Annotated in this window: 1 protein-coding gene; it reads left to right on the forward strand. The window is 63.8% G+C overall.

What is annotated here, in order from left to right:
• The coding region (locus tag KZZ04_RS19295; protein ID WP_219423883.1) for an aminotransferase class I/II-fold pyridoxal phosphate-dependent enzyme at positions 1-271 on the forward strand (271 nt) is incomplete at both ends.

Below are 271 nucleotides of genomic sequence, written 5' to 3' on the forward strand. Positions count from 1 at the left end.
CCTTAGCCTGAGCCCGCAACGCCTGCTGGACTGGCACGCGCGGCTGGCCCAGCGCGGCGGTTGGCTGGTCGTGGATGAAGCCTTTATGGACGTCACTCCGCAACTGAGCCTGGCCAGTCACACCCATCAAGTCGGCCTGATTGTTTTGCGCTCGTTCGGCAAGTTCTTTGGTTTGGCCGGTGTTCGCCTGGGCTTTGTGTTGGCCGAACGCAAGCTGCTCAAGCTATTCGCCGACCAGCTCGGCCCGTGGGCGGTCAGTGGGCCGACACGG

This window comes from Pseudoalteromonas sp. CR1, assembly GCF_019392235.1.
Lineage (GTDB): Bacteria > Pseudomonadota > Gammaproteobacteria > Enterobacterales > Alteromonadaceae > Pseudoalteromonas.